Here is a 1,293-nt window from a genome sequence, read left to right on the forward strand (position 1 = left end):
TTTTACTCTTCCGTATTCTAGTTACACATTTTTAACTTCGTTGATTAGCTGTAAATTATGGCCGTTGAGCATGATTAATAGAGATGGTCCAGCCGGGATCAACCCCTCTGTCACTAGTCAAATAGTAAGACTGAAAATGATTTCGCATCGTCGGTCAAAACAAGCGTGCCTCCAAAGGCTTGGGCTGTTGAGAATAACAACCATAGACAAATATCGACGGATATATCCTTTTTTAAGGCCTCACGGTTAAAAAAAGAAGAAATCTCAAGGGCCGGTTTTATCTCTGCTAGATTAGGGTAATTAAATAAACTTGGTACACCATCGCGCATAAAATTTATTGATAGCCCCATGATATTGATTGATATTTTTTCAACACTTCTTAATGTTTCATTACCGTCAGTTTTTTAACGAACGAAAATAACCACACCCCATATAGAATCGCCAATTAGAAAACGGCAGAGCGCCTGTAAGGGTGGCTAACATCTGCAATGGTGGCAAGGATGTCATAACACCAGATAGCTCCAAATAAAAAAAGCCATCGTTTGAGTCAATTATTTTTTAACTTTGAGCAAGCCGCTGAGAAGGCCGGGTTGGCGCGCGAATAACGCCTTTTCCTTCCACAGATTACCTTAGCCAAATCGCGCTGACCTATTCGGCATTTTGACCCTGTTGATTGTGACTTTTCGATCCACGCTAAAGAGCTGGTCATTTTTGAAAGCTGGCTCATCAATGACGGCAGTCAATACATCCCCTTGTATGAATTTCAATTTTGGCTACACTGAAGAGGCGTTAAACCAGGAAAAAAGAACGTGGCAGAATCCGTTGATGAATTTGACCGTCGAATATGTTGAAGACGGTGTGGTGACTCTTAAAGAGCTCGATAAAGTCGTTCTAACGAAAGGCGCATGGTGCACACTGCACACCATTCTTTTTAAAATCCAAACATGGAGCCGAAGCAAACAGGAATACAACCCTGTTAGCTATACTATTCGTCGCTACCAAAAACGCAGCGGCGAATTCAAACAGCGTTCTAAGTTTACTATATCTAGCAATAATCAGGCGCAGAAAATTATTGATAACGCTATCCAAGTGGATAAGTGAGTGAGAACCTAAAAAAACTCCGCTATGCTTTGCAAAAGCGTCTATTCTCGATGTTCAAATTTTTTAGTCCCATTTAGTAAGTGTTTCACTTACTATCTGCCATAGAACAACGTTAGTCCCCAATTTCAATAAATTAAGGGGGCGAGCAGGGGCTTCCTATTTTATCTTTACGGCATAGTCTCTTTCGCCGTC

3 pseudogenes are annotated in these 1,293 nt (G+C 40.9%); 2 read left to right on the forward strand and 1 reads right to left on the reverse strand.

The window, feature by feature from the left end:
• Positions 1 to 154 precede the first annotated feature (154 nt).
• Positions 155 to 392, reverse strand: a pseudogene (locus OWO34_RS09775) (hypothetical protein); the annotation flags it as partial.
• Between the two features lie 147 nt (positions 393 to 539).
• Here OWO34_RS09775 and OWO34_RS04930 point away from each other — a divergent pair.
• Together OWO34_RS04930 and OWO34_RS04935 are read left to right on the forward strand one after the other, a co-directional pair.
• Positions 540 to 782: pseudogene (locus OWO34_RS04930) on the forward strand (RNA 2',3'-cyclic phosphodiesterase); the annotation flags it as partial.
• A gap of 27 nt (positions 783 to 809) precedes the next feature.
• A pseudogene (locus OWO34_RS04935) lies at positions 810 to 1,105 on the forward strand (hypothetical protein).
• Positions 1,106 to 1,293: the final 188 nt, after the last annotated feature.

The sequence above is a fragment of the Coxiella endosymbiont of Ornithodoros maritimus genome (assembly GCF_907164965.1).
Lineage (GTDB): Bacteria > Pseudomonadota > Gammaproteobacteria > Coxiellales > Coxiellaceae > Coxiella.